The sequence below is a fragment of the Stenotrophomonas sp. 05L44_2 genome, from assembly GCF_056665995.1.
On record NZ_JBFTNR010000164.1, the window covers coordinates 1 to 6,512 of the forward strand.

Annotated in this window: 8 protein-coding genes; 2 read left to right on the forward strand and 6 right to left on the reverse strand. The window is 69.1% G+C overall.

Translation table 11 applies throughout. From position 1 onward, the window contains the following. The 4 genes from AC1VAN_RS07710 to AC1VAN_RS07725 form a co-directional block, all read right to left on the reverse strand. The coding region (locus AC1VAN_RS07710) for an LptA/OstA family protein (RefSeq protein ID WP_480985567.1) at positions 1 to 787 on the reverse strand (787 nt) is incomplete at its 3' end. 89 nt (positions 788 to 876) lie between these two features. After that, positions 877 to 1,815, reverse strand: a complete 939-nt coding sequence (locus tag AC1VAN_RS07715; RefSeq protein WP_313445967.1) for a histone deacetylase family protein — start codon at positions 1,813 to 1,815, stop codon at positions 877 to 879. A 6-nt stretch (positions 1,816 to 1,821) separates the two neighbouring features. After that, on the reverse strand, positions 1,822 to 2,376 hold the full coding sequence (locus tag AC1VAN_RS07720) for a cob(I)yrinic acid a,c-diamide adenosyltransferase (RefSeq protein WP_025877925.1): 555 nt from the start codon (positions 2,374 to 2,376) through the stop codon (positions 1,822 to 1,824). An 8-nt stretch (positions 2,377 to 2,384) separates the two neighbouring features. Next, on the reverse strand, positions 2,385 to 2,969 hold the full coding sequence (locus tag AC1VAN_RS07725; protein WP_025877927.1) for a hypothetical protein: 585 nt from the start codon (positions 2,967 to 2,969) through the stop codon (positions 2,385 to 2,387). A gap of 107 nt (positions 2,970 to 3,076) precedes the next feature. Here AC1VAN_RS07725 and ubiH point away from each other — a divergent pair, with 107 nt between their 5' ends. Both ubiH and AC1VAN_RS07735 read left to right on the forward strand, forming a co-directional pair. Then, positions 3,077 to 4,282 carry a 2-octaprenyl-6-methoxyphenyl hydroxylase gene (gene ubiH, locus AC1VAN_RS07730; protein WP_480985568.1) on the forward strand — a complete coding sequence of 402 codons (1,206 nt, stop codon included), beginning with the start codon at positions 3,077 to 3,079 and terminating at the stop codon, positions 4,280 to 4,282. Beyond that, positions 4,279 to 5,460 carry a UbiH/UbiF family hydroxylase gene (locus AC1VAN_RS07735; RefSeq protein ID WP_480985569.1) on the forward strand — a complete coding sequence of 394 codons (1,182 nt, stop codon included), beginning with the start codon at positions 4,279 to 4,281 and terminating at the stop codon, positions 5,458 to 5,460. The genes ubiH and AC1VAN_RS07735 overlap by 4 nt, the downstream gene beginning before the upstream one ends. A gap of 274 nt (positions 5,461 to 5,734) precedes the next feature. Here AC1VAN_RS07735 and AC1VAN_RS07740 read toward each other — a convergent pair whose 3' ends face one another. Together AC1VAN_RS07740 and rlmM are read right to left on the reverse strand one after the other, a co-directional pair. Beyond that, a complete protein-coding gene (locus AC1VAN_RS07740; RefSeq protein ID WP_313445973.1) occupies positions 5,735 to 6,133 on the reverse strand; it encodes an EF-hand domain-containing protein in 399 nt (132 codons plus the stop codon). Beyond that, positions 6,133 to 6,512 (reverse strand): 23S rRNA (cytidine(2498)-2'-O)-methyltransferase RlmM (rlmM, locus tag AC1VAN_RS07745; RefSeq protein WP_480985570.1); only part of this gene is annotated, 380 nt, incomplete at its 5' end. The genes rlmM and AC1VAN_RS07740, both read right to left, overlap by 1 nt.

Here is a 6,512-nt window from a genome sequence, read left to right on the forward strand (position 1 = left end):
GGGTCAACGTGTCGTCGTAGTTCGGCGCCAGGTTGAAGTAGATCGGCTGTGCGTAGTCGAAACCGTTGCGGCCGGACATGCCCAGCTGCGGGAACAGCAGGCCGGTCTTGCGCCGGTCATCGATCGGGAACTTGAAGTAGGGCGCCCACAGCACCGGCACCTTGCCGATCCGCAGCACCGCGTTGCGGGCGGTGCCGAAGCCTTCGTCGTTGTCGACTTCGATCTCCGGGGCGGTCAGCTTCCATACCGGCTGCGACGGGTCGCAGGTGGTGTAGGTGGAGCGGTGCATCTGCCCGACCGCGCCCTGCAGGTCGACCGATTCGGCTTCACCGTTGCCGCGGCGGGACACCAGCTGGTACTGGATGTCGGTGATCTTGTGGGTGTCGCTTTCCTGGTTGCCCTCGGCGCGCTTGGCGACCATCCGGATCGAGGCATCCTGGTAACGGACGTTGCCGTCGGCGACATAGTTGCCGCTTTCGGTATCGAAGCTGAGCTTGTCGGTGCCCACGAACTGGTCGCCCCGGCGCAGCGCCACGTTGCCCTGGTACTGCGGCACGGTGGTGGTGCCCAGCAGCTGGTCGCCCTCGATGTCGGTGGGCTGCTGTTCGCGCGCAGCGCTGGCGGCAGCCTTGTCCTGGCCGGGCACCGGGGTCGGTGCGTCGGTGAACGCAGGGATCACGTCGGTGGCCGGGCAAAGGCCCCAGTTGAGCGGCTTGTCATCAGCCCATGCCGGAAGGCAGACGGCGATGCTCAGGGGCAGGGGAAGCAGGCGGAGGGCTCGGCGCACGCGGTTCGGATTCGGGCGAAAACGGACGGTAGCTTGCCCCATCCCTTGCATAGGGGCAATGAAGGCCTCCCCGGGTTGCCGGTTCGGGTTCATCCAGGCCCGTTGCCGGAGGGCGTGTCGATCAGTGCCTGCAGGTGGGCCACGCTGCACTCGGCCAAGGCCTGCAGGTCGTATCCTCCCTCCAGCATCGACACCACCCGGCCGGCGGCATGGCGGCGTGCCAGCGCGTGCAGTTCGCGGGTGATCCAGGCGAAATCGTCGGTCTCCAGCATCAGGTCGGCCTGCGGGTCGCGCAGGTGGGCGTCGAAGCCTGCCGAGATCAGCAGCAGCTGGGGGCGGAAGTCGTCGATCGCCGGCAGCATCTCGTCGGCCCAGACGTTGCGGAAGCGGAAGCCGCCACTGCCGGGCGGCAGCAGGATGTTCATCAGGTTGCCGGCACCGCGGTCACGGCGCAGGCCGGACTCGGGGAACAGCCCGGCCTGGTGGGTGCTGTAGTAGGACACCCGTGCGTCGTGCTGGAAGATGTCCTGGGTGCCGTTGCCGTGGTGGACGTCGAAGTCGACCACTGCGATCCGCTCCAGACCGTGGCGGTCGCGGGCGTAGGCGGCGGCGATGGCGATGTTGTTGAGCAGGCAGAAGCCCATCGCGGTGCTGCTGGTGGCATGGTGGCCGGGCGGGCGCACCGCGCAGAAGGCCAGCGGATCCTCGCCCAGCATCACCGCATCGACGGCCGCGACACCTGCGCCGGCGGCGTGCACCGCGGCGCTGGCCGAGCCCGGCGAGGTCCAGGTGTCCATGTCCAGCTGGCGCAGCGGTGCGCTCTGCGGTTGCAGTACCAGATCCAGCAGCGCGCTGTCGTGGACCCGGGTCAGTTCACCGAACTTGGCCGGCGGCGGTTCGCGCCAATCCAGTTGGCCGGGGAAGGCCTCGTGCAGCGCGTCGAGCACCACCTGCAGGCGTTGCGGGCATTCAGGATGGCCAGGGCCCGGATCGTGCAGCAGGCAGGCGGGATGGGTGAAGACCAGCACGGCGGCTCAGCGCTGGCGATGCTGTGGTTGCCACAGCGCTTCGCCGTGGCCATCGGCCCGTGCCAGCACCCGGGCCAGCACGAACAGCAGGTCTGACAGCCGGTTGAGGTACTGCAGCGCCTCGCTGCGTACCGGTTCCACGCGGGCCAGGGCGACCGTGTCGCGCTCGGCGCGGCGGACCACGGTGCGCGCCAGGTGGCAGCGCGCGGCGGCCTCGCCACCGGCCGGCAGGATGAACTCCTTCAGCATCGGCAGGTCGGCGTTGTAGTGGTCCAGCTGCTGTTCCAGCGCCGACACATCAGCGGCGTGGATGGCGGCATGGCCGGGAATGCACAGTTCGGCGCCCAGATCGAACAGCTGGTGCTGCAGGTGCACCACCAGCGCGCGGACGTCCTCCGGCAGCGGCACGGCCAACAACAGGCCGAGCGTGGCGTTGGCTTCATCGACGGTGCCATAGGACGCAACACGCAGGTCATCCTTGCCGACCCGGCTGCCGTCACCCAGGCCGGTGCTGCCGTCGTCGCCGGTGCGGGTGTAGATGCGCGAGAGGCGATGACCCATGGCGTGGCTCAGTGGTGGATGTCGCGGCGGGCCTGCAGGAGCTTGAGCACCTGCTCCACGGCCAGCTGCAGTGCGGCGGCCAAGGCCACGTAGATCGCAGTGGTGCGCAGGTAGGGGCCGAACCACTGGGCGTAGTTCTGTGCCCATCCGGCCACGGTCGGCTCGGCCACGTTCTGGCTGGTCCAGTAGAAACCGCCCTGCGCCAGCAGATGGCACAGCGCCACCGACGCCACCAGCAGCAAGGCACCCTTGCCCAGCACCGACCACTGCGCGCTGCGGTAGTTGCGGCCCAGCAACATGCCACCGGCCCACATCGCGAAGTAGGCCGGCAACAGCAGCCAGTAGCCCGGCGATACGCAGTAGTGCTGCCAGAAGTCGAGGCCGCTGCTGCGGATCACGATCCAGTCGACCAGCACCGCGAACACCATCAGCAGCGGGAACGCCCAGCGGGTCCAGCGGGCGAGATAGAAGCCGCCGATGAAGAACACCGCCCAAGAGGCGTCAGGGATTGCCGCGAAGTGATTGACGCGGGTCGCAGCCAGCAACAGCACGAGCACTGACAGGACGAAGGCGCGGGGGGCGGAGTCGGACATGGCGGTGGGCCGGAGCGGATTCAGGTTTCATTCTAGCCCGGCGCGGCGCTTGGCGCAGGCGGGGCGGCGTGGGGCATGCCGGCGCGGCGAGCGCGTATCATGCGCCCATGAGTGAACGACATGACGTGCTGATCGTCGGTGGCGGWCTGGTSGGYGCCAGCCTGGCCATCGCCCTGGACCGCCTGGGCCGCGACGTGGGCCTGCTCGAAGCCAGCCCGGCCGGGGAACTGCCGGCGGTGTTCGACCAGCGCAACCTCAGTTTTGCCGCCGCCACGATCAACGCGCTGACCGCGCTGGGGGTCATGCAGAAGCTGTCGATGGCCCCCGGCCCGATCCGCCGCATCCATGTCAGCCGCGCCGGCGATTTCGGCCGTGTGCAGCTCGATGCCGCAGAGTACGACCGGCCATGGTTCGGCCAGGTGGTGGTGGCGCGTGATTTCGGCCAGGCGCTGGAAAGCCGGCTGCAGGAGTTGTCACGGCTGCGCCGCTACCGGCCGATGCGTTTCCTTGGCCTGGGCGAGGTGATTGACGGCTACCGCCAGGTGCGGGTGGCCGATGACAGTGGCGAGCGGGTGCTGCTGGCGCGGCTGGTGGTCGGTGCCGACGGCACCAGCAGCGGCGTGCGCGATGCGTTGGGCATCGACGTTGATCGCCACGACTTCCWGCAGACSCTGTTCGTGGCCCGCGTGCGCAGYSMGCGCGCGCCSGATGGCACCGCCTGGGAGCGTTTCACCGATACCGGCCCGACGGCGTTGCTGCCGCGTGGCGACCGCCATTTCGGCACCGTGCACGGGGTTGCCCGTGACCAGGCAGAGGCGGTGATGGCGCTGGACGACACCGCCTGGCTGCAGCGCCTGCAGCAGGCCATCGGCTGGCGGGCGGGCCGCCTGCTCGACTCCGGCCCGCGCAGTGCCTATCCGCTGATCCAGGTACTGGCGCGCGCGCTGGTGGGGGAGCGCACGGTGCTGCTGGGCAATGCCGCGCAGACCATCCACCCGCTGGGTGCGCAGGGTTTCAACCTCGGCCTGCGCGACGCATTGACGTTGGCCGAGCTGCTGGAAGTGGAGGGCGATGCCGGCAGCGATGCACTGTTGCGATCCTACGTGGACCGCCGCGAAGAAGATCGACGGCAGACGGTGGCGTTCTCCGGCGGTCTTGCCCGGCTGACCAGCAATCCGGCGCCGCTGCTGCGCCCCCTGCGCAGCCTGGGCCTGGTGGCCGCACAGCGCGCCTCGGTGCAGTCGATGCTGGTTGGTGGTGCGATGGGCTTCCGTGGCGATGTGCCGCGCCTGTGCCGTGGAGAAGCCGCATGAACCGGCGCGCACGCCTGGACGTGGCCATTGTGGGCGGCGGTGTGGTCGGCGCCGCCTGTGCGCTGGCGCTGGCCGATGCCGGCCTTGCCGTAACGCTGGTGGAAGGGCGTGAACCGGCACCATGGCAGGCCGCACAGCCGGATCTGCGGGTGTTCGCCTTCGCCGCCGACAACGTGCAGTTGCTTGAGCGTCTCGGCGTGTGGCCGACGATCGCCCAGGCACGCGCCTGGCCATACCGGCGCATGCAGGTGTGGGACGCGGGCGGTGGCGACGACCTGCTGTTCGACGCCGATCGCTTCGGCCGTCGCGAGCTGGGTTTCATCGTCGAGAACGGCTTGCTGCAGGATCGCTTGTGGGCGGCGCTGCCGGCAGCTGGCGTGGAGCTGCATTGCCCGGCGCGCGTGGAAGCGCTTGAACAGGACGAGCACGCTGTGCGCCTGCGCCTGGATGATGGTCGTCGCGTCGAAGCCGCGCTGGCGGTGGCTGCCGACGGTGCTGAATCGACCCTGCGCGGACTGGCCGGGATCGACGTTGAACGCCACGACTATCAGCAGCGCGGTGTAGTCGCCTATGTGGACAGCGAGCTGCCCAACCAGGCCACGGCCTGGCAGCGCTTCCTGCCGACCGGTCCGCTGGCGCTGTTGCCGGTGGCCGAGCGCCGCAGTTCCATCGTCTGGACATTGCCCGACGACGAGGCCGCACGCGTACTGGCCCTGGACGAAGACGCATTCAATCGTGAACTGACCCGCGCTTTCGCCGCGCGCCTGGGTGAACTGCGGCTGGCCTCGCCGCGCGCAGCCTTCCCGCTGCGCCGGCAGCTGGCCCGCCACTACGTGGCCGGTCGCGTGCTGGCGCTGGGCGATGCCGCCCACGTGGTGCATCCGCTGGCCGGGCAGGGCGTCAATCTTGGCCTGCGCGATGTCGCCGCCCTGCAGCACTGGCTGGCGCCGTCGGCCGAACGGCGTGGACAACCCCGGTTGTCGCCGCAGCGCGTGCAGCGCTGGGCGCGTGAGCGTCGCAGCGACAACCAGATCGCCGCCTACAGCTTCGACGCGATCAACCGGCTGTTCTCCAACGACGAGATGCACCTGACCCTGGCGCGTGGCCGCGCGCTGGGCTGCRTAGGCAAGTGGCCGCCGCTGGTACAGGCCTTCTGGAAGCGCGCCGCAGGGGTGTGACGGCGAGGCCCTGGTACATGCCAACCTTGGTTGGCGCGCCGATCGGGCATCCTCGCCCCAGCTGGAGTGAGGGCCTTCCGGCCTTGTGCCAACCAAGGTTGGCACCTACCAAAAGCGGGCCATGCCGGTCTGCAGCGAATCGCTTCTGTAGACGTCAACCTTGGTTGGCGCGCGAGCCCCGGATCATCCGCCGGTAGCGCCGGGCCATGCCCGGCGAGCGCGCAGCGCGGTTCACCGATCCCGCCGGGCGTGGCCCGGCGCTACCGGAATCGGGTCAATCGATCAGCCAACCGGCAAGGTCAGCGCGGTCCAGCTTGCCGCGACGCTTGCTGTCCAATGCGTTGAACTCATCGGAAAGCGCCGGATTGGCCAGTGCTTCGTCACGGCTGATGAAACCATCAGCGTTCACGTCCAACTCGGCGAAATGGATGCGGTACTGGCCGAGCACGCTGGCCGGCGCCAGCGAACGCACCGTTACCGGGGTTTCGCCCAGCGGCACCACGATGTCGACGCTGCCGGTCACGCGGCCGGCCGACAGCGACTGCTGCCGGACCACGCCACTGTCATCACGCAGCGGAGCACTTTGTGCCGGCTGCGGGCGCGCCGGTTGTGCCAGTGCCGGCGACGCCAGCACCGCGGTACACAGCAGCAGGGATATGCGCAGGATGTTCATCAGCGCAGCGGCGACGCCAGCACCGTGATTTCCTCACGGTCGTGGTACAGCTGCTTGGCACGTACCACCAGCGGCTTGCCGGCCTGCTCCTGGAACAGGTCCAGGCACAGGCGGGTTTCGTCCCAGCGCTTCTTCATCGGCAGCTTCAGGTTGAAGATCGCGTGCCTGCACCAGCCCTCGCGGAACCAGGTGGCCATGCGTTCGGCGACGCGACGCGGCTGCTCGACCATATCGCAGACCATCCAGTCCAGCGGCTGCTCCGGGTGCCAATGGAAACCATCGGCGCGCAGGTGTTCGACCAGGCCGGTGTCCAGTACGTGCTGGCGCAGCGGGCCGTTGTCGATGCTCAGCACATGCACGTGCTGGCGCGTCAGTACCC